Below are 18,935 nucleotides of genomic sequence, written 5' to 3'. Positions count from 1 at the left end.
ATCAGCGGGGACGGCGAGAGCAGCGGACAGCAGGAGGAACGAGAGAGCAAGCTGGGGGCATGGGTCAGCAACCAACGATCCAGAGCCGCGTCTCCAGCCGGGGCCTACCGGCCCCCTCCTCAGAGCTGTCCGTCCCCCACTCTGTACGCAATCCGTACGCCAGATGTACGCTTCACGGCCCAGCAGCTGTGCCTGGGCGGTCGAGCTTGTTGGCCGCTCTATGTCCAGCGCATGCCGATGGCGGACAGTTGCTCGACCCGTTCCGGCGACAGGACCTTCCGGCCGGGGCCTTCCTCGTCGGGCCGGTTGCGTCGTGCGTCGACGGGCTGGCGGATCGCAGGTGCTCGCTCACCGAAGATTTTCGTCACGGATCATTCTTCGGAGGCTGGTGCGGGTCGCGGTCAGGTCTTTCTCAAGGCAGTGATGCGGGCGCGGCACGCACCTTGATCTGCAACCAGGCCCACCTACTTCACGCACTCGTCGAGTTGGAATCGTTCTACACGAGCACAGGCTGCACCGCGCCCTGCACCGCGCAGCACCCCTGCGGCCAGCCTCGAACCGATCACCGAGCCCGGCCGACTCGACCAGCTGGACATCCATCGACGTGATCGACTCGGCGTCCTTCACGAGTACACACACGCGGACCTGCCCGGGCGTAATAATCGGCACGCACACCGTGTGCAGGGGACGGCACAGGCCAGCACGGCCTCCCGGCCCCCGCAGCGCCGGTTTCCGGGATCAGGCTGTCTTGAGTTGCTTCGCGCGGTGTCCGAGGTACAGGACGATCAGACCGCACAGCGCGGTGGGGCCCGCGAGGATCAGGAACAGTTGCTCGTGGCCCATGCCGCCGGCCAGCATGCCTCCGACGATCAGCGGGCCGACGATGCCGCCGACGCGGCCGATGCCCAACGCCCAGCCGACACCGGTGGAGCGTACTTCTTCGGGATAGAAGGCCGCAGCGAGTGCGATGACGCTCTTCTGGCCGCCGCTGACGGCGCAGCCGACCAGGAAGATCGCCGCCAGGACCATCCAGACCGGCGAGCCCAGCACCAGGCCCATGAGGACCAGGAAGCCGCAGCCGACGAAGTAGAGGGTGCCCAGGGAGCCGTAGGCGCCGAGCCGGTCCATCGCGGGCCCGACCACGAAGGCGATCACGATGCCGCCGATGGTCGTCATGGACGCGGCGGTCGCCAGGGTGCCGGCGGAGTAGCCGCGATCGGCAAGGATGGTCGGCATCCAGCTCTGCAGGCCGTAGAACAACGCCAGGTTGATCGCGAAGACGACCCACAGCAGGACCGTGCCGAGCAGTTGGCGGCCCGAGAGCAGCTCGGTGATCTTGACCCGCTTGCCGGGGCCGGCGCTTTCCGCCTCGACCTGCGCCTTGTCCGTCTTCGGCAGCGTCCGGTCGATCCGGCGGCACAGGGCGTACGCCTTGGCGTTTTCCCCGCGGCGCAGCAGATAGGAGATCGACTCGGGCAGCTGCCAGACCAGTACGAGGAGCAGGGCCAGGGGCAGCACGGCGCCGGCGACGAAGACTGAGCGCCATCCGTGGGCGGGGATGAGCCAGTCGGCGGCGTAGTTGGCGGCCACGAATCCGAGTGAGAAACCGCAGTAGATCGCCAGGACCAGGCTGGCCCGCAGCCGCTTGGGGCTGTACTCGGCGGTGAGCGCGATGGTGCTCGGGGTGGCTGCGCCGAGGCCTATTCCGGTGATCACTCGCATGATCATGAGCTGGTCGGGACTCTGCGCCCACACCGAGACCAGCGTCGAGAGCGAGAAGACTGCGACTCCCGCCATGACGAGCCGCTTGTGGCCGAACTTGTCGGAGAGCGGGGCCAGCAGCAGATAGCCGATCATCAGGCCGACCAGTGCGGCTGAGAAGATCGTGGCCATGGTGCCCTTGGACATACCCCAGTCCTGGGTGATGGCCGGGGCCATGTAGTTGATCGCCTGGGTGTCGAACCCGTCGAGCAGCATGACCAGCCCGCACAGCAGCACGGTACGTAGTTGGAAACCGCCCGGGCGGCGTCCGTCGATGAAGCCGGGGAGCTTGAGCGGCCCCTGGGGGTCCGATACGGCGGCGGACGGGGATGAAGTGGTTTTGGACATAATGCACTCCACATGGAGAAGGGTTACTCGACTCTGGCGAGGGCTCCCGCGGCCGGGACGAACGCATCGGAGTGGAACTGGTCGGAAGCCACATCGCGCTCGCGCGCCAGCTCCTGGGCGGCGGTTCGGGTCATCGCTTCGCTGCCACAGGCGTAGATGTGGTGGCTGCTCAGGTCGGGATGGTCCGCGATCGCGGCTGCTTGTACCCAACCGGCGGCGCCTTCCCAGCCGGTGTGCGGCTGGGAGAGCACTGGGGTGAACCGGAACCATGGGTAGCGCCGGGTCCAGGCTTGGAGGGTGGTGCGGGCGTAGAGATCCTCGAGGGTGCGGGCGCCCCAGTACAGGTGGATCGGGCGGGTCAGGCGCCGGGCGATGTGGTCGAGGATGATCGACCGCATGGGTGCGAACCCGGTGCCGGTGGCGAGCAGGAGGAGGGGCCCATCGCCGTCCTCGACGAAGAACTCGCCGAAGGGCGCCTCGATTTCCACGGTGTCGTGGAACTCCAGCTGCTGCAGGATCCGTGCTGAGAACACGCCGTTTGGTTCGTGCCGGACGTGCAGTTGGGCGAGGTCGTTGTACTGGGGTGCATTGGCCAGCGAGTACGACCGGGTATCGCCGTCGTCGAGGATGACGTTGAGGAACTGGCCGGCCTGGAAGGGCGTCCGCCGGCCGATGGGGTAGCGCAGGTCGAGAACGGTGACGCCGGGGGCGACCTGGCGGCGCCGGTACACCGTTGTGGTCAGCCGCTTGCGCACCGACGGGGTCCGTGCCGCGATCCGGCGCGGCGCGATCTCGATATCGCCGGTTGGCTGTGCCCGGCAGAGCCGGACCTCGGCCGGGCCGCAGACGGAACCACTGCCTGGCATGTCCAGCGGGCCTGCGGTCACCGAGCCGAGGCAGGTGTCGCACACGCCCTTGCGACAGGAGTACGGAATCGCCCAACCGGCCGCCTCGGCGGCGTCCAGGACGTTCTGCCTCGGCTCGCAACCGAAGGCGATATCAGAGCCGCGGACACTGATGGTGAAGGTCATCGGGTCTCCTTCGTGGATACCCCGGCTTTCAGGCCGGGGAGGTAACGAAGCTCCCGCGTAGCGGGGCAGGGAAAGGCGAATCGCCGCCAGGGCGATTCGCCGTCTATGGCCACCGACCGACACCCGTAGTTCACACGGGAACTGATACTGTGTGAGCTATGACGCAGCAGGTCAAGCGGGCGTTCAAGTACCGCTTTTACCCCACGAACGAGCAGGCAGCAGAGCTGTCCCGCACGTTCGGCTGCGTCCGCCTCGTGTACAACAAGGCGTTGGAGGACCGCACTCGCGCCTGGTACGGCGAGCAGCGCCGCGTCTCCTACGTGCAGTCGTCGGCGGCGCTCACGGAGTGGAAGAAGACCGAGGAACTGGCCTTCCTGGCGGAGGTGTCCTGCGTCCCTCTTCAGCAGGCGCTGCGTCACCTTCAGACCGCGTTCGGGAACTTCTTCGCCAAGCGAGCGAAGTACCCGCGCTACAAGAGCCGGAAGAAGTCCCGAGCGTCGGCCGAGTACACCCGCAGCGCGTTCAAGTGGCGTGACGGGAAGCTGACGCTGGCGAAGATGGCCCAGCCACTGGACATCCGCTGGTCGCGTCCCCTGCCCGAAGGCGTGGAGCCGACCACGGCGACCGTGTCCCGCGACGCGGCCGGGCGTTGGTTCGTGTCCCTGCTCTGCGAGGACACCATCACCCCGGCCCCCGCCACCACGGCGGCCGTGGGCATCGACGCCGGGATCACCTCCCTGGTGACGCTGTCCACCGGGGAGAAGATCGCCAACCCGAAGCACGAACGCCGCGACCGTGCCCGCCTCGCCCGCGCACAGCGGGAGCTGTCGCGGAAGGCGAAGGGCTCGGCCAACCGCGAGAAGGCCCGGCGTAAGGCCGCTCGCATCCACGCGCGGATCGCCGACCGGCGCCGCGACTTCCTGCACAACCTGTCCACTCGGCTCGTCCGTGAGAACCAAACGGTCGTGATCGAGGACCTCACCGTCCGCAACCTGCTGAAGAACCACTCGCTCGCGCGAGCCATCTCGGATGCGTCGTGGACGGAAATTCGCTCCATGCTGGAGTACAAGTGCGCCTGGTACGGGCGCGAACTCGTCGTGATCGACCGCTGGTTCCCGTCCAGCAAGTTGTGCGGGGTCTGCGGCACGGTTCGCGGGAAGCTGCCGCTGAACGTCCGCGAGTGGACGTGCGCCTGTGGCGCCGTGCATGACCGCGACGTGAACGCGGCACGCAACATCCTGGCCGCCGGGCTGGCGGCGTCTGCCTGTGGAGACGGTGTAAGACCTCAACGGGAGTCCTCCCGGACGGGGCGGTCGTCGATGAAGCAGGAACCCCAGCGGGCGACCGCTGGAATCCCCCGCCTTTAGGCGGGGGAGGAAGTCAACTCAGCCTTCCTGAACACAGTCGGAGCGAGCAGCCGGAGAGCTGCGAGCACGGCGCCCGGGTCGGCATTGCCCTGCCCGGCGATGTCGAAGGCGGGGCCATGGCCCACGCTGGCGAACGGCGCACCGGCACCGATGGTGACTGCGGCCGCGGTACGTCCGGCCAGGACTTTGACCGGGATGTGCCCCTGGTCGTGGTACATCGCCAGGTAGGCGTCGTGGTGGCGGGCGCCGCCGAGCAGGATGTCGGCTCCGACAGGGCCCTCGGCGGGGACGCCGAGTTCGCGGAGAGCAGCCACCGCAGGCTCGGTGACCAGCTTGTCGTCGTCGCCGAACAGGCCGTTTTCACCGGCGTGCGGATTGAGCCCGAAGACGCCGATCCGGGGATCGGCGATGCCGGTTGCCCGCAGCGCCCGGTGCAGCGCCAGCCCGGCGTTGGTGACCAGCTCGGGGGTGAGCCGGGCCAGCGAGTCGGCCAGCCGCTCGTGCAGTGTGACGTGCGCGATTCGCAGACCGCCGCCGACCAGCATCAGGAAGACCTTCTCAAGCGGGGTTCCGGTGAGCTCCGCGATCAGCGGCGGGTAGCCGGCGAAGGCGATTCCGGCCCGGTGGACGGCCGTCTCCGAGTGCGGGCAGGCGACCACACCGGCGTAACTGCCGTCCATCGCCAGCCGTACCGCTGCGGCGGTGTACGCGATGGTGGCGGCGCCCGCAGGCGCGGTGACCTGACCGACCGCCAGGTCACCGGGGGCCAGGGCGCCGACGTCGACCAGGTCGCACACGCCGCGCTCGGCGGCCGCACCCGGCTGCGCCGCGCGCAGCGCGAGCCCCGCGCGCTCAGCGTACGGTTGGAGTACATGACGGTCGCCCACCACGACCGGCGCCTGGTCATCGAGCTCGGCGACCGCCGCGAGCGCGATCTCCGGCCCGATCCCGTTCGGGTCGCCGGTGGTGAGCAGCAGTCTGGGTATCCCGGTCACAGCGGCAGTACCAGCAGTGTGTCGACACGGGAGCTGTCGCAGACCACGATCCGCTTCTTGATCAGGGCTCTGCCGTCCTCGAAGACGTATTCGTCGAGGTAGCGGCCGCTGGCGAACACATCGGTCGGCCCGTTCCCGGTGATGCGGATGACCAGGAACGAGGTCTCGCTGGTCGCGCCGGCCTCGCTCTCCTGAAGCACCGCAGGCTGGCCGAGCATGTGCCGGTAGGCGTGCGGCTCGTAGATGTTGGCCTCCTTCAGCGCAGAGACCCGGTCCTTGAGCATCGCCTTGTTGTTCGCCCAGATGATCCCGGCCGGCAGCCCGCGCCGGTGGTTGTCCGCCGTGGTGACCTTGTAGAAGGCGTCGTCGGCGAAGAACTCCGGCCAGTCCTCGATCGGGCCGTCATCGATGGCGCGGACGTAGTGCCCCTGGGCCCGGCTGATCAGGTTGTGTGCATCCATCAGGCCTGTGCTCCCTTGCCCGCGCTGACGGCGAAACCCATGGCTTCGCGGTAGACCTTCCAAAAGCCGCGGATCGAAGCCTCGGTGACCCGGCTCTCGCTGGAGACCGCCTGGTCACCGCCCATCTGGACGGTCGCGAACTCCTTGCTCGCCCCGGTGATGCCCCGCTGCACGAAGCCGCCGATGGCGCCGTCCTCCATGGAGACATAGCCGGCCGGACCGACCAGGTTGGACTGCTTGAGGCGGATCAGCTGCTGCTCCTCGGTGTCGTCCTCGAAGCCGAGGTAGGTCCAGTGGAGGTCGGTGGAGTCGACCCCGGTCGGCAGCACCTGGCGTACGGCGACGGAGTTCTGGATTTGCTGGAGTACGAAGCCGGGCGAGACCGAGAGGATCTGCAGCGTGATGTCGTCCCCGACTTCGCTGAAGCTGTCGACCAGCGACGGGTCTTCGAGCTGGTACTCGGAGTCGGAGCGGATCTTCTGGTCCTTGTAGTGCGCCGCGGCCTCCGCCTCTGGGTTGATGGCCGACCAGCTCACGTGGTGGCCACCGTTCTCCGAGACGATGATGCCGCCCTTCTGGTTCAGCTTGTTGAGCCCGAAGGTTGTGAAGAACAGGTGCAGGATGCTGGCGTGGTAGGAGTCCTTGACGTTCTCCATGTACAGCTTCCAGTTGTTCGGCAGGCTCTGAGTGAACCGGCCTAGCACGACCGGCTTGCGGCCGCCGAGGACCCGCTCGATCCGGTCGAGGATCTCCTGGCCGAGGTACTCCTCGATCTCCGGCACGTCGTTGTCCAGGCTGCCGAAGACCAAGCCGTGCACATTGGCCAGCCGCAGCCGCCGGGGGCTGTGGGCGGCCTTGCAGAACTCCGGCGACATGCCGCCCTTGCCGTTGATGCCCTCTTCGAAGGCGACACCGGTGAGGTCACCCTGAAGGTTGTACGTCCAGGCGTGGTAGACGCAGGTGAAGTCCTTGGTGTGGCCGTAGTGCTCCATAGCGATCAGCGAGCCGCGGTGGGCGCACCGGTTTTCGAAGGCGTAGATCTGGCCGTCGTGGTCGCGGGTCACGAGCACCGGCTGCTCGCCGATGAAGGTGGCGCAGAAGTCGCCCGGTTCGGCCAGCTCGGCCTCGAGGCAGAGGTAGTTCCACATCGGGCCGTGGAAGATCCGCTCCTGCTCGGCCCGGTAGACGTCCTCGTCTTGGAAGACCCAGTACGGCACCTCGGTCAGGGACTCGGGCCAGCGGCGCTCCGAAATCCCGGCCGGGGCCGGAGCACCCGCCCCCGTGTTCCGTGCGCTCATGCGTGCACCTCCAGTGCTTGACAACCCTCGTTCGCTATGCGAACGTTTGCTCGCTATCCGAACAGAGCGCCAGTAGATTTGCCAGTAGTCACATCTGTCAAGGGGGGAGGCCGCATGGCCGTCGAAGGAATGGCAGGACTTGCCAAGGGACTGGCAGTCCTCGAGGCATTCGGGGACAGCACTCCCCGGCTCACCATCAGCGATGCGTCCCGCGCCACCGGCCTGAGCCGGGCAACGGCACGCCGCTGCCTGAACACGCTCACCGAGCTCGGCTACGTCACCTTCGACGGGAAGTTCTTCGCGCCCACTCCCCGCGTACTGCGCATCGGCGCCACCTACGGCGAGTCCGCCGCGCTTCCCCAACTCGCCCAGCCGCACCTCGCCGCCATCCGCGACGCAACCGACGAGTCCGCCTCATTGGCCGTGCGCTACGACAACGAATCACTGTTCATCGCGCGCAGCGAAGGCACCCGGCTCATCGACAACGGCATACGTGTCGGCGCCCGGCTCCCCCTCTACGCCTCCTCCACCGGACAGGTTCTGCTCGGCGCCCTGGACTCAACCGAGTTGGCCGACTACCTCGCCGCCGCTCCGTTTCCCGCACGCACCCCAGGGACCCCCACCACGGCCGCCGAAGTCGAAGACCGCGTCCGGGCTGTCCGCGCCGCAGGCATGGCGATCAACTCCGAGGAGCTCGAACTCGGGCTGCTCTCCATCGCTGTACCGGTCCACGATCCGGCCGGCCAGCTGGTCGGCGCCATCTCGGTCAGCGCCTCAAGCTCCCGCGTCACCGTCGATGAACTCCGCGACCGGGTTGCCCCGGTGATGCAGCAGCACGCGGCAGCGCTCGGCCGGAAGCTGTAGGAGACGGGATCCGGTCAACCTGTCACTTTGACAAAGGCGGCCGCGCCGGGGGTGAACTCACCCTCCAGCGCACCGCCCTCCCCCACCGGCAGGCCCATGACCGCCGTCGGCGCAGGGTGCGGCGGCCGGCGCGCCGCCACCTTCGCCGCGTCGCCTTCCCGCGGCCCGGCGAGAGCGAGTTCCGACAGTGCCTGCCGCGTGTGCTGCTCCTCCCGCTCCCGCCGCACCACCGCACGGTCCTTCTGCTGAAGGCGCACCGGGGCTCCACCCGGAGGGTCGCCGCCGTGCTGGGAGTGTCGCAGCGCACCGTGCAGCGGTGGGTGACGAAGAAGCCCGGAGCGCGTCGCCCGCCGGGTCCCCTGCAGGTGAAGGCGATCGAAGAAGCGGTCCTGGCGCGGTGGCAGCCCCGGGTACGGGCCCGCCTGCGTGCCCAGGCCGAGGCGGAAGGCTTCGTCTTCCATACCAGGGCGCGATTCGGGTTCGTTGCTCCGGCAGGGTCCTCGGACGATCCGCGGGTGCGGTGGATCACCCAGCCCCTGCCAGGAGAGGTCGCCCGGGAGCTGTTCGCCGGCGGCCTTCTTACGGTGCGGTGACGTGCCCGGGCCGGCGGACGCGGCCTGCACGGTTCACGGGCCACTATGGTCCCGCATCAGGAAAGGCGTCGCTGCGGCACAGGGAAAGCGGCTGCCGCAGCGGCCCCGGTGCCCCGGGTCCACGCCCGGGGCCCCGGCTGCACTGCCGACCGGGCCTTGGCGGCGGGCCGCAGGTGGCTGTGGCGGGCGCAGCCTGGCCGTCTCCGCAACGTGCAGCAGGTACGCACGGTAGCGTGCGACTCGGAACCGGCCGAAGAACCCGCACGCCCGGCCGGCTCGCCGCGTTCCGCAGTCGAGACCAGGAAGGACACCACCGGGTGACCACCGCCGCTGTGGTCAGGTGGCCGCATCGGCTGGGCGAACTGCCGCTTCCTGATCAATGGCCTGGCCCTGACGCTCCCCCTGTTGACCGGTGAAGCGGGTCGGAATCGGTCTCGCTCAAGGGGCGCACCGGCGCGCCTCCGCCGTGGCCGGCCGTCCACTGGTAGCGCTACTCGAAAGCCCCACCACCCCTCCCTGTGCCGAGGGCTGCTGCGCAAGCCCCACGGCATCAGGGTTCGAGCGAAAGAGAGCACATGGAAATCCAGGACGTCGCCCCCGCGAACCCGCACCGACGGCAGTGCTCAAGGTGCGTGAAGTTCCCGCCGCCATCGAGGCGCGCGACGCACTGCTCACCGCCATCACGCGAGAAACGGCCGCCGTCGTGGACAAGGAGCCAGGCGCCGCCGCAGCCGCCCTCCTGCAACTCGCCCAGGCGTATGCGGCCCTGTCGACCAGTAGCGTGCCCCTCACCAGCGATGGCGCCAGCGCCATGACACCGGTGCAGGGCCGGGCCGGCGGTCACCAAGTCGGACTGTGCCTGGAACTGGAACCCTGACAGCCACCCGGGCCGCAGCGGCGCAGCGCGGTCGCTGCGAGGCGGGCCCGGCGGCCAGTCCTCGATGCGGTCCGTTCCGTACAGCGCGAACGCCACCATCGGCAGCAGCAGGCAAGCGTTACAGGGGGCGGCGGCCGGCGATGGCGCCGCCTGGATCGTCCAGCAGGGCGATGCGGACGGTGATGCGCTTGCCGACCGGCTCCCGCTGCGCTTCGAAGCTCTGGCAGACGGCCATGACGATCTCCAGGCCGTGCTGGCCAACCCGGCCGACGTCCGCGGCCCGGGCGACGGGCAGCACCGGGTCGGAGTCCCACACCACGACCTCGACCGTGTCGCCGGCGATCCGCACATCCAGCAGCACCGGGCCGGGAGCGTACTTGATGGCGTTGGTGACCAGCTCGCTGACCACCAGCTGCGTCAGATCCATGGCCCGCTGCGAGACCGGCAGGCCATGGCCGGCCTGGACATGGGTGAGGAAGTCGGCGGCCAGGTGACGGGCCTGGGCGATGACCGTGTCGTTCCCGTCCAGGGCAATGGTGGCCTGCAGGACCTGTTCGCCCGGCGTGGTGCCGTCCTCACCCACAGGCGCTGCTTCCATCGTGGCCACCTTCAATACCCCGTTCACACTTCGCGCGGATACCCGCCACAGCGAGAGTGATACACGATTCCCTTGTGTTGCCTGCGTCTCACCCGGGCATCACCCGATACATACGGGGCAACGGATTCCGGATGAAGACCTGGCTGTGCCAGGATCACCGACATGGCTGAGGAAGAAGTGGCGGACACCGAACAGGCTGTGCAGCCGGAGCAGCTGTCCATCGTGGCCACCACCACCAACGGGATCCACGTCCTGACAGTGGCCGGAGAGATCGACCACCACACCGGCGACGCGCTTAGCCAGGCCCTTGACCTGTCCGGCACGCCCCGCCCCCACGTCGTTGTGGACCTGGGGCAGGTGACCTTCATGGACTCCAGCGGCATCAACATCCTCATCGCCGCACACCGCACCCTCACCGAGGCCGGCGGCTGGCTCCGCCTGTCAAACCCGACAGGTACGGTGCTGCGCACCCTGCAACTCATCGGCCTCGACACCGTCATCGACTGCCGCGAAACCCTCGACCACGCACTGACCGGCTGACCTCGACAGCAGCGCGTACGGGGCGGGCATATGACGGGGACGTACCTGCCTGCCCCCTGTACGCGACTGCTCGCTCAAACGGGGGATAGCGAGCGCCACGGGACCCCTGGATCCCTGGGGCCACCCCCCTACAGCGCCAAGAGGACCGGGGGTGTCACACTCCCGCAGAACAGGAGCTTGGCCATAGTTGGCAGGTGACCAGCCGCCTGGATGCTGCTCCGGTCGGCGGGCTAACGGGGCGGGATCCGGGGATGGCGCGGATCTGCCGGCGTGCCCAGTCTCGTCGGGTGTGCGCGGCCAGCTCGGCGGAGGCCGCAGCGCTTCTCTTCGCCGCGGTGATCGCGGCCCACGTCCCGGTGCAGGACAAGATTCGAGCGGTGGAGGAGCCCACCCGCAATGAGACGGTGGCAGTGAAGGCCACCGCCGGGCTGCTGCGCCGGCTGGAAGTCGCGTTAAAGGTGATGTGCAACGACACGGCCCGCTTCCACGTCAACGCCCAGACCGTGCAGGGCCAGCAGGCCCGCGAAAGGACTTCGACAACACAGCCCCGTCGCCCAGGCCGCTCGGCAGATGCCCGGCCGAGGACTGCTCCGAGTTTGTGGTCCTGCCCCGTCGCCGGGTCGTGGAGAGGTCACTGGACTGGATGATGAACGCCTCGCCGACATGCGAGGGATTACGAACGGCTTATCCAGCACTCGCCAGTCTCTCACGCAAGCTGTCTAACCCCGCATCCCAGACGGCGTCGGCGGCCTGGTGAAAGTGAGCAGCCGGTCGACCTCGATGAAGTCAGCGAACAGATACGTGCGCAGGGCAGCGGCGGGATCCCACTCCGGGTCATCATGAGACTCATCCAGGTAGACGATCGTCTCGCGAGCACCGAACCCGAGGAGCACGTCCATAGCGTTGCCCAGCAGACCCAGGGTCAAGTCCAGGCCGCAGGTATCCGGGGCGACCGTGAGGCTGCGGATCACGCCGACCCCGCCGACAGGACGCTCCACGATGGCCTGGGCCAGCACCCGCCCATAGCGGCGGACCTCAAGACGCTTGCCGGGCGGCGAGACAGTGTCCTTCAGCACCACGTCCCCGAGGTGGGGCAAGCCTGCGACGGGAAGCTCGGCACGCAGATACCGGCACCGCCCCAGACCGGTGAAGCCCACAGCCAGGAGGGCTTCGTGCGTAGCCCGGCTACGGCGCTCCGGCAGACCTATCAGGCCCCCGGTGAGGGCGGAGGCGAGTGGGAAGGCATACACGAGGCGGGCGCCGCTCCATTCCAGAGCCCGAGCGATCAAAGTCGCGGCCGTCTCGAAGCTGTCACGGCAGTGCAGCCACAAGATCAACGACGCGTCGTCGCAGGGGCGCCCGGCACAGCAGACGATGCCGCCAATGCCGCCATCGGGCGTGCACAGCACAGTAGTGACAAGCCCATCCAGCGCCGCCCACGCAGCCGGATCAGCTACTGAGCGGCTGGCCAGCGCGTCAGCGAGCATCGAAGCGGTGCAGATCGGCTGCCCAGGCAGCCGATCTGCCGCAAGCAACTCAAGCACCGCCGCCTCATCCGCCGACTCATACGGACGCAGACGGGGTGATCCCAACCGGCTCAAGCTGATCACCACGCTCTCTGGCGCTTTCGGCCTTACCCCAGCTTCCTCCCCACAGGGCCAGCGACGCCAGCCTCCACCAGACCACCGTCAGTGTCACAGCCGAACGGAACATCCCTCACGGGAAGGCCACCGTGACTTCGACTGGGACTGGTGCTCGGATGTCCTGTTCGAGGATCGACCAGCACCGCCGCCTGGACGTGGTCGGTCTCCCACACCTGGTTGCGCCAGCCGCGCGGCCGGGCCAGGAACACATCATGCTTGCGCGCCGCCCGCTCCCCACCCGCAAGGCCGGCCCGCTCCCCCGGCGTCAGATCACGGCGGATCGCCCGGTGCAGCGTCGTCAGCGACGGTGCGTCCACGGGCGGGGACTGACGGGCAGCACGCACAACCAGTTCGCGGTGGACCGCCCGCACGATTCGCTGTCGTTCAGCCCACCCACCTCACCTCCCGGACACTGAGCCACCTGGTCGCCGACGCACCCGGCGCACCCGACTTCTGGCGCTCCCGCGCCGAGGACATGACCTACATCCTCGACCGGTTCGACCTGATCGAACGCGCTGTGCCGCAGCTCGCGGGACGGATCGATCCCGCCAAGGTCGCCGTCGCCGGACACTCGCTCGGCGGCTTCACCGCCGCCCTCCTGCTGGGCGCCGGGCTCAATGACCCCGGCACCGGGAACGTGGTGCACCTCGTCGAGCCTCGGATCAAGGCCGGAGTACTGCTCGCCGCGCCCGGCAGGGGCGGCGACGCCTTCAACGGGCCCATGGCCGAGCAGTGGCCCATTATTGGCGCCGTCGACTTCTCCACCATGACCACACCGGCGCTGGTCGTCGCTGGCGACAAGGACGACTCCCGGCACTTCACGGACATGGGACCGGACTGGCACGCCGACCCCTACACCCTCGCCCCCGGACCCAAGACCCTGTTCACGTTGTTCGACGCGGAGCACGGACTTGGCGGGATCGCCGGATACGACGCCGCCGAGACCACGGACGAGGACCCCGAGCGAGTCGCCGCCCTCGCCCGGCTCACCGCGGCCTATCTCCACACCCAGCTTCACCCCGGCGCTCCCACATGGCCGACCGAATGCGAGGCACTGACGACCGGCCCCAACCCGGTAGGACGAGTCGAATCCAAGTAAGCCTCCCGCCCCCATCGGCGCCCTGCCGGGCGAGGCGGAAGAGGGCGCATAGGGACAGTCAGCGGGCTCGTACTCGACGACGGTGTCTGGGCGGTCGGCCGCCACGTTGTGAAGCGCTTGGCACCCAGGACCCTCAGCCGTATTCGCTGCCTCTGCGCTGCCCAGACTCCTGCACTGTTCGAATCGCAGCCGACCGCGCACACCGTTCAAACTGGTGAATAACTGCTGCTGGTACTCGCGAACAGAGCCACGGAACCTGCCTACAGGAAACGGGGACGCGAGCGCACTCGCCTACAGAAAAGCGGGACTGCCTACACGTCGCTGGGACCGGACAACGGTCGCACGGCCCTATCTCCATCCTCGGCTCCCCGAACCATCGGCGGCGAACGCGTCTCGTCTACGGAGGTGCACCGCCTGAGACACCTTGGGTCTGAGACACCCGTACAGGTCACATAACCCCGTCCAGGGCGGTCGCGTCGGGAAGCTGCTCGGCGCCTGCGCGCAGCTCCGGGAAGGAAGGTTCGAGGTCGGTGCCCCTGCGGGAGCGCAGGGGCAGGCGGTGAGCGTCCCAGGACAGCAGTGCACGCCAGCCGTCGTTCTCCAGACTTTGATATGTCTCATGAGACATCAGCTCGCTGTCTGGGCCACTTCAAAATCGGCGCATGATCGGCAAGCAGCTCAACACCGCCGAGGCCCGCCACCGCCTGGCCCGGCGGATCTTCTTCGGACAGCGCGGCGTACTGCGCCAGCACTACCGCAAGGGCAGGGAGGACCAGCCCTTTTCCCGCCCCGCGCAGGCCGGCCGCCGACCGCTGCGCCAACCGTCAGCCGATGAGAACGCCAGCGAGGCGGAGCGGAGCGTTGCCCAGGGCAGAACAGTTCACGTTTCGTAGCGGCCGTGATGCGTGCGTGAGAGGGCGGCGGCGCCCTGGCAGGCGAGGGTGGCGGCATCGTCTGCGTACTGGGGGATGTCGTCGGGCCATTTCGAGGTCGGCTGGAGGATCAGCAGCGAGACGGCGCCGTGCAGGCACGCGCAAATGGCCCGGGTCAGCGCCGTCACATCGCCATGGAGCACGCCGGCGTCGGCGCATCGCTGCACCGTTTCCCGCAGGAATCGGAAGCAGGCGTCGGCGACCTGCTCAGTGGCGGCTGTCGCGGGTCCGGTCGCGACCAGGCGGTAGCGCAGGGGATGGTCGAGCCCGAACCTGATGTAGGCGACACTGCGCTGGTGGAGTTCGGCGAACGGGTCGGTGGTCTGGGCGCTGATGCTCAGCATCCGTCGGCCGAGCTCGTCCCAGATCCCGAGGCACACCGTGTGCAGCAGTTCCAGTCGGTTGTCGAAGTGCAGATATACCGAGGGGGTGCTGACCCCGACAGCCTGTGCCACCGCACGGATGGTCACGCCGTCCTCGCCGGCGTCGTCGAGCAGCGTGCCGGCCGCTTCGATGAGCTCGTCCCTCAGTCGGCCGCCGTGGCCTCGCTTGGCGCGACTGCGCCGACGGCCTTCGGTTGTGCTGGCGCGGCCGTCGGCCGTGGTCTGGCCGGGTCCCTTAGTCATGGCGCCTCCGGAGGGCAACGAGTTGAGTGACGCGGACGCAGAGCCGGTCCTTGTCATCCCTGATGTCGATTTCCACGGCGACCGTTGACTTGCCGACGTGCAGCGGGCGGGAGGTCGCGAAGGCGCCGGTGCCGTGTACGGGCCGCAGGAAGTGGGTGGTGGATTCCATGGTCGCGGGGACGGTGTCGGCGGTCCCGTTCAGCGTGGCGCACACGGCGCCGGCTACATCGGCCAGCCCCATCAGTGCCCCGCCGTGCATCGCGGCGCCGACGGTGGACTGCTCGGGCGTGTAGGCGAGTTGCGCGGTGACAGCGTCGGCCTTGAGGGATCCGAAGCGTATCCCGAGCGTCCTGGCGAACGGCGCCAAGGTGTAGACGTCTTGCGCGGTGATGGTCATCGCGACCCCTCAGGTTGTCGCCGTTAAGTTAACGGTGACATGTTATGTGGACGTCACGCTTCGCGTCCACGCCTGTGGCGCGAGGCTGCAGGGCTGTGCCGGCTTCCGGTGCCGATTGGAGGCGTGCTGAGAGACGCCGAGCTGTCACTCGGATGAGACAACTTCAAGTGTCTGGAGAACCGTCCCACTTCGGCTCCGCCGCCCGTAGTCGCGGGCCAGGCGGCGGTGGTGCATGAGCCAGCCGAGGGTGCGTTCGATGACCCAGCGGCGGGGTTGGGCGTGGAAGCCGCGGACGGTGGGGTTGCGTTGGACGATCTCGAGGTCGATGCCGAGGTGTGCGGCGTGTTCGACGGCTTTGGTCTTGTAGCCGTTGTCGGCCCAGGCTTTGGTGATGGTGGGGTGGCGCTCGCGGACTCGGGTCAAGTGGGTGCCGGCGGCGGAGTCGTGGACGCTGGCGGCGGTGACGGTGACGGCCAGGAGGAGGCCGAGGGTGTCGGTGACGATGTGCCGTTTGCGTCCGATGATCTTCTTGGCCGGGTCGATGCCTTGGCTGGTCAGGGGGACGGTGGCGGAGGTTTTGATGCTCTGGCTGTCGATCAGGCAGGCGCTGGGCTCGCTGGTGCGGCCTTCGGCTTGGCGGACTTTGCCGCGTAACAGGCCGGTGAGTTGGTCGAAGATGCCGTCGGCTGCCCAGCGGGCGAAGTAGCCGTAGACGGCGACCGCACCGGCATCCCCTGGCGCTACCTGCCCCACGACTTCCCACCCCACCAGACGCGCGTTGTGATGGTCGCCTATCAGGTCACTGGTCGTCACACTCCCCGGCGTCGTCGGCTCCCGGAGGCATCATGCGTGGCCGGTGCGGCCGGGATGTGAAGCGTCCTGCTGCCCAACTGCGCTCGGCTACGGGTCAGGGGAGGTAGCGGCATTCCCGCGGGCGGTGGCGGTGGCGATGGCCATCGCGCTGAGGAAGCGTTCAACGGTGTCGAGTTCCACCGGGGTGAAGGCGTCCATAGCAGTGAGCAGCGTGCCGATGGCGGGGCCGAAGAAAGACCAGCCGAGGTCGACCGCCCGTGGTTCGACGGTGAGCAGGACTCGCCGACGGTCGGTGGTGTCGCGTTCGCGGCGGACCAGGCCGAGCCGCTCCAGGCGGTCGATGAGGGTGGTGGTGCCGGCGGAGTTGAGGCGGAGCTGTTCGCCGAGCCGGCCGGGCGTCATGGGTCGTTCGGCCCGGGCTGCGTCGAGCAGGGCGATCAGGGCCCGCAGGTCGGTGGGGTGCAATGCGTGGCGGGCGGCGAACTCAGCGGCGAGCAGGTCGAACTCGACTGTCGCCGAACGCAGTTGGTGGACCAGTCGGATCCGGGGGTCCTGTCGAGTCTCCTCGGTACTCATTGACGCGCCATCCTCTCGCCTGCCTAGTATCTCGCTCAGCGAGAGAATATGTCATGCGATCTGCCGAGGAGCCGGTGTGTCCGAAACATACTTCGCCGCCTACGACGCGCTGCTGGCCCGCTGGCCGGCCGGGACCGCCGAGCTGACCGTGCCCACGTCGTACGGCCCGACCCGGGTGCACGCCTACGGCCCGCCGGACAGCCGGCCCCTGGTGCTGCTGCACGGCGGCGGAGCCACCGGCACGGCGTGGTTCGCCAACGCCCCGGCGCTGGGCGCGCGGCACCGGGTGTACGCAGTCGACATCCTCGGCGACGTCGGCCGCAGCGAACGCGCCGGACTGCCGTTGCGCACGCCGCGGGACCTCACGGCGTGGCTGGACGCCGTGTTGGACGGGCTGGAGCTGCCGGCGGCCGCCCTGTGCGGGCACTCGTACGGGGGCTGGGTGGCCGCCGCGTACGCGCTGCACGCCCCGCGTCGGGTGCAGCGCCTCGCGCTGCTCGACCCGACCCAGGTGTTCGGCGGATACCGGCCGGGCTACCTGCTGCGCGCACTGTGGATGCTGCTGCGGCCCACCGAGCGGCGGGTGGGCACCTACCTCGACTGGGAAACCGCGGGTACCGGTGTGGACGAGGACTTCAAACGCCTGTACGTGCACCATGCGGGGACGAAGCCGGCCTGGCGGCGGTGAACCTTCCGCGCCGGGCCCCCGTCTTCCTGCGCGACCGCCCCCTCACGCGCAGGAGAATCAAACCGTGGACGACAAGGCCGTTGAACAGGCCGACGAGCCCAACTACGTCGCGGGACCCTGGTGGGCGGACCTGGGAACGTGGGGGGCTATCGCACTGATCGCTTTCGGGGGCATCGCGACAGCATGGGTCTTTCTCCGGCTGCCCGGCACCCCGCAGGAGTCGGCGCTTGGCTACCACGGGGCCGCCAAGCTCATCGCCATCGGCCTGGTGACCCTGGGATGCACCCTGATGGGCCGACGCCGTGGCCAGCCCACGGCCGGCGAGAAGACGGACGAGCAGGAACACGCCTGAAGCCACCGGCTGGTGAGCACCGAGACTCGGCCAGCGGAACCCTTCCGCTGTGAGGCAGGCAGCATCGTCCCGGGCGCCCCAAGCGGGCAGTGGCCCTGTCCTCGACCAGGGGTGATCACGGAGATCGCGCAACGGCCGCGCGGGGCGAGCGGGGCTCGCTGACGTAGGCGTCATCGGTGAGGCTTCGGCCCGGCTCAACAGCAACCCGCACGACTAACGGCACCCGTCCAGGGGTCCCGTCTCCGCCATCTTCTTGGACCTCAACCGAACATCTTGCGTACCAACCGCGTGCAGCTGACGATCCCTGGCTCGACACGCAGCGAGCGCTAGGGGCGCGTTTCGAAAGTGCTGGTCACAGCGACGCGTAGCGAAAGCCACTGGCGCCAGCGCACCGGCTTCGACAAGCTGCGCCACATGGACTGGACGCCCCTGCTCTCCACGCTGACCGGTGCCGTCATCGGCATCGCAGCCACTCTGATCGCCGACCGCAACCGGTGGCGGCGGGAGGAAGCCAGGCACGCTCTGGAAGTACGGCGCGAGGTCTACACGGAGTATGTTTCCGCCCTCAAAGCCGCGGGTGAGGAGATACGGGCCGTCGCCCTGGGCGACCACATGTCCGAGTCGGCACGCGACGCGGCGGTGCGGGAAGCCGTGCGCGGCACCGGCATCTACACGGCGAGCGAACGCCTCTGGCTCGTGGGCCCCCCGCAGGTCGTGGAGGCGGGGAACGAGGCGTTCCATCGCCTGCGCGCGATCCGCGACGCCTATGCCCGTGGAGTGGCTGTCGGCTCCGCCGACGACGCCCCCCTGATAGAGCGACGACGCAAGGCTATGGCGCAGATGCGTCGCCTCATGCGTGAGGACCTGGGCATCGGCCCCCTCGGTATCGAGTGATGTTTGACGTCCTCCCCCTCGTGAACGAGGGGGATTCCCCTATGAGGGGGTTCGGCCGGTCGCCCGGCTTTCAGGTTCCTGCTTCACAGACCGCCTGGCGGCGAGGTCTCCACAGGCTGACACGGGCTGCCCGCCCGCGTGTTTGATGTTGATGGCCGCATTGACGTCGGCGTGCGCGGTGT

22 protein-coding genes and 2 pseudogenes are annotated in these 18,935 nt (G+C 68.7%); 11 read left to right on the top strand and 13 right to left on the bottom strand.

Annotation, left to right across the window (positions count from 1 at the left end; genetic code table 11):
* Window positions 1-218: 218 nt before the first annotated feature.
* From ACFVVO_RS34495 to ACFVVO_RS34485, 3 genes are all read right to left on the bottom strand, one after another.
* A complete protein-coding gene (locus ACFVVO_RS34495; RefSeq protein ID WP_390060342.1) occupies window positions 219-368 on the bottom strand; it encodes a hypothetical protein in 150 nt (49 codons plus the stop codon).
* A gap of 370 nt (window positions 369-738) precedes the next feature.
* Window positions 739-2,109: an MFS transporter gene (locus ACFVVO_RS34490; protein WP_390060340.1), complete on the bottom strand. Its 1,371-nt coding sequence runs from the start codon at window positions 2,107-2,109 to the stop codon at window positions 739-741.
* 23 nt (window positions 2,110-2,132) lie between these two features.
* Window positions 2,133-3,140, bottom strand: coding sequence for a 2Fe-2S iron-sulfur cluster-binding protein (locus ACFVVO_RS34485; RefSeq protein ID WP_390060338.1), 1,008 nt, complete (start codon window positions 3,138-3,140; stop codon window positions 2,133-2,135).
* A gap of 158 nt (window positions 3,141-3,298) precedes the next feature.
* Between ACFVVO_RS34485 and ACFVVO_RS34480 the strand changes: the two genes are divergently transcribed.
* Window positions 3,299-4,507 carry an RNA-guided endonuclease InsQ/TnpB family protein gene (locus ACFVVO_RS34480; RefSeq protein ID WP_390060336.1) on the top strand — a complete coding sequence of 403 codons (1,209 nt, stop codon included), beginning with the start codon at window positions 3,299-3,301 and terminating at the stop codon, window positions 4,505-4,507.
* Here ACFVVO_RS34480 and ACFVVO_RS34475 read toward each other — a convergent pair.
* The 3 genes from ACFVVO_RS34475 to ACFVVO_RS34465 are packed head-to-tail and all read right to left on the bottom strand — an operon-like array spanning window position 4,504 to window position 7,261.
* Window positions 4,504-5,502 carry a PdxA family protein gene (locus ACFVVO_RS34475; protein ID WP_390060334.1) on the bottom strand — a complete coding sequence of 333 codons (999 nt, stop codon included), beginning with the start codon at window positions 5,500-5,502 and terminating at the stop codon, window positions 4,504-4,506. The genes ACFVVO_RS34480 and ACFVVO_RS34475 overlap by 4 nt on opposite strands.
* Window positions 5,499-5,963: an aromatic-ring-hydroxylating dioxygenase subunit beta gene (locus ACFVVO_RS34470; protein ID WP_390060332.1), complete on the bottom strand. Its 465-nt coding sequence runs from the start codon at window positions 5,961-5,963 to the stop codon at window positions 5,499-5,501. The genes ACFVVO_RS34475 and ACFVVO_RS34470 overlap by 4 nt, the downstream gene beginning before the upstream one ends.
* Window positions 5,963-7,261: an aromatic ring-hydroxylating dioxygenase subunit alpha gene (locus ACFVVO_RS34465; protein ID WP_390060330.1), complete on the bottom strand. Its 1,299-nt coding sequence runs from the start codon at window positions 7,259-7,261 to the stop codon at window positions 5,963-5,965. The genes ACFVVO_RS34470 and ACFVVO_RS34465 overlap by 1 nt, the downstream gene beginning before the upstream one ends.
* 114 nt (window positions 7,262-7,375) lie before the next feature.
* Here ACFVVO_RS34465 and ACFVVO_RS34460 point away from each other — a divergent pair, with 114 nt between their 5' ends.
* The 3 genes from ACFVVO_RS34460 to ACFVVO_RS34450 all read left to right on the top strand — a co-directional run bounded on the left by ACFVVO_RS34460 (window position 7,376) and on the right by ACFVVO_RS34450 (window position 9,595).
* Window positions 7,376-8,125 (top strand): IclR family transcriptional regulator C-terminal domain-containing protein, encoded by a 750-nt coding sequence (locus ACFVVO_RS34460; protein ID WP_390060328.1) that lies wholly within the window; start codon window positions 7,376-7,378, stop codon window positions 8,123-8,125.
* 116 nt (window positions 8,126-8,241) lie between these two features.
* Window positions 8,242-8,718 (top strand): telomere-protecting terminal protein Tpg, encoded by a 477-nt coding sequence (tpg, locus tag ACFVVO_RS34455; RefSeq protein WP_390060326.1) that lies wholly within the window; start codon window positions 8,242-8,244, stop codon window positions 8,716-8,718.
* Window positions 8,719-9,346: 628 nt separating this feature from the next.
* On the top strand, window positions 9,347-9,595 hold the full coding sequence (locus tag ACFVVO_RS34450; RefSeq protein WP_390060325.1) for a hypothetical protein: 249 nt from the start codon (window positions 9,347-9,349) through the stop codon (window positions 9,593-9,595).
* Between the two features lie 118 nt (window positions 9,596-9,713).
* On the opposite strand, the gene ACFVVO_RS34445 is transcribed toward ACFVVO_RS34450, so the two are convergent.
* Window positions 9,714-10,193 carry an ATP-binding protein gene (locus tag ACFVVO_RS34445; RefSeq protein WP_390060324.1) on the bottom strand — a complete coding sequence of 160 codons (480 nt, stop codon included), beginning with the start codon at window positions 10,191-10,193 and terminating at the stop codon, window positions 9,714-9,716.
* A gap of 162 nt (window positions 10,194-10,355) precedes the next feature.
* Here ACFVVO_RS34445 and ACFVVO_RS34440 point away from each other — a divergent pair, with 162 nt between their 5' ends.
* Window positions 10,356-10,733 (top strand): STAS domain-containing protein, encoded by a 378-nt coding sequence (locus ACFVVO_RS34440; RefSeq protein WP_390060322.1) that lies wholly within the window; start codon window positions 10,356-10,358, stop codon window positions 10,731-10,733.
* Window positions 10,734-10,927: 194 nt separating this feature from the next.
* Window positions 10,928-11,380 (top strand): DUF6192 family protein, encoded by a 453-nt coding sequence (locus ACFVVO_RS34435; RefSeq protein WP_390060321.1) that lies wholly within the window; start codon window positions 10,928-10,930, stop codon window positions 11,378-11,380.
* Window positions 11,381-11,452: 72 nt separating this feature from the next.
* Here ACFVVO_RS34435 and ACFVVO_RS34430 read toward each other — a convergent pair whose 3' ends face one another.
* A complete protein-coding gene (locus ACFVVO_RS34430) occupies window positions 11,453-12,277 on the bottom strand; it encodes a GNAT family N-acetyltransferase (RefSeq protein WP_390060319.1) in 825 nt (274 codons plus the stop codon).
* 472 nt (window positions 12,278-12,749) lie between these two features.
* Here ACFVVO_RS34430 and ACFVVO_RS34425 point away from each other — a divergent pair.
* Window positions 12,750-13,475 (top strand): annotated as a pseudogene (locus tag ACFVVO_RS34425) (alpha/beta hydrolase family protein); the annotation flags it as partial.
* A 448-nt stretch (window positions 13,476-13,923) separates the two neighbouring features.
* On the opposite strand, the gene ACFVVO_RS34420 reads toward ACFVVO_RS34425, so the two are convergent.
* Window positions 13,924-14,103, bottom strand: a complete 180-nt coding sequence (locus ACFVVO_RS34420) for a hypothetical protein (RefSeq protein ID WP_390060318.1) — start codon at window positions 14,101-14,103, stop codon at window positions 13,924-13,926.
* Between the two features lie 34 nt (window positions 14,104-14,137).
* On the opposite strand from ACFVVO_RS34420, the gene ACFVVO_RS34415 reads away from it, so the two are divergent.
* Entirely contained in the window at window positions 14,138-14,368 is a 231-nt protein-coding gene (locus ACFVVO_RS34415; RefSeq protein ID WP_390060316.1) for a Tn3 family transposase, read from the top strand.
* On the opposite strand, the gene ACFVVO_RS34410 is transcribed toward ACFVVO_RS34415, so the two are convergent.
* From ACFVVO_RS34410 to ACFVVO_RS34395, 4 genes and pseudogenes are all read right to left on the bottom strand, one after another.
* On the bottom strand, window positions 14,356-15,033 hold the full coding sequence (locus ACFVVO_RS34410) for a TetR/AcrR family transcriptional regulator (protein WP_390060314.1): 678 nt from the start codon (window positions 15,031-15,033) through the stop codon (window positions 14,356-14,358). The two genes, ACFVVO_RS34415 and ACFVVO_RS34410, sit on opposite strands and share 13 nt — an antisense overlap.
* Complete coding sequence (locus ACFVVO_RS34405; protein ID WP_067271683.1) at window positions 15,026-15,430, bottom strand: PaaI family thioesterase; 405 nt, start codon at window positions 15,428-15,430, stop codon at window positions 15,026-15,028. Before ACFVVO_RS34405 ends, ACFVVO_RS34410 begins: the two co-directional genes overlap by 8 nt.
* 144 nt (window positions 15,431-15,574) lie before the next feature.
* Window positions 15,575-16,144, bottom strand: a pseudogene (locus ACFVVO_RS34400) (IS5 family transposase); the annotation flags it as partial.
* Between the two features lie 186 nt (window positions 16,145-16,330).
* Entirely contained in the window at window positions 16,331-16,819 is a 489-nt protein-coding gene (locus ACFVVO_RS34395; RefSeq protein ID WP_390060313.1) for a MarR family winged helix-turn-helix transcriptional regulator, read from the bottom strand.
* A 76-nt stretch (window positions 16,820-16,895) separates the two neighbouring features.
* Between ACFVVO_RS34395 and ACFVVO_RS34390 the strand changes: the two genes are divergently transcribed.
* The 3 genes from ACFVVO_RS34390 (at window position 16,896) to ACFVVO_RS34380 (ending at window position 18,753) form a co-directional block, all read left to right on the top strand.
* Window positions 16,896-17,507 carry an alpha/beta fold hydrolase gene (locus tag ACFVVO_RS34390; protein WP_390060312.1) on the top strand — a complete coding sequence of 204 codons (612 nt, stop codon included), beginning with the start codon at window positions 16,896-16,898 and terminating at the stop codon, window positions 17,505-17,507.
* Window positions 17,508-17,571: 64 nt separating this feature from the next.
* Window positions 17,572-17,859: a hypothetical protein gene (locus ACFVVO_RS34385; RefSeq protein ID WP_390060310.1), complete on the top strand. Its 288-nt coding sequence runs from the start codon at window positions 17,572-17,574 to the stop codon at window positions 17,857-17,859.
* 414 nt (window positions 17,860-18,273) lie between these two features.
* Entirely contained in the window at window positions 18,274-18,753 is a 480-nt protein-coding gene (locus tag ACFVVO_RS34380) for a hypothetical protein (RefSeq protein WP_386341258.1), read from the top strand.
* Window positions 18,754-18,935: the final 182 nt, after the last annotated feature.

Origin of the sequence: Streptomyces sp. NPDC058145 (assembly GCF_042884245.1) — a bacterium.
In the GTDB taxonomy this organism is placed as follows: Bacteria; Actinomycetota; Actinomycetes; order Streptomycetales; family Streptomycetaceae; genus Streptomyces.
This window is presented reverse-complemented; position numbering and strand designations above follow the sequence as displayed.